The sequence below is a fragment of the Solibacillus sp. GQ1 genome (assembly GCF_059758555.1).
In genome coordinates this window covers 1-206 of record NZ_JCAXEX010000025.1, presented here as the reverse complement: position 1 = coordinate 206, position 206 = coordinate 1, and the positions used below count along the sequence as shown (strand labels likewise).

Genomic DNA, 206 nt, shown 5'->3' with positions numbered 1-206 from the left:
TAAAATTGGTGGAGCCTAGCGGGATCGAACCGCTGACCTCCTGCGTGCAAGGCAGGCGCTCTCCCAGCTGAGCTAAGGCCCCAATATTAGTATTAAGAGGTTATATAAAGAATTTATATGGTGGGCCTAAATGGACTCGAACCATCGACCTCACGCTTATCAGGCGTGCGCTCTAACCAGCTGAGCTATAGGCCCTCTTAGAAGTA

General features: G+C 50.0%; 2 tRNA genes. Both read right to left on the bottom strand.

From position 1 onward, the window contains the following. Positions 1–6 precede the first annotated feature (6 nt). A tRNA-Ala gene (locus tag AC6CH1_RS19345) sits at positions 7–82 on the bottom strand. A gap of 36 nt (positions 83–118) precedes the next feature. Then, a tRNA-Ile gene (locus AC6CH1_RS19340) sits at positions 119–195 on the bottom strand. Between the last annotated feature and the right edge of the window lie 11 nt (positions 196–206).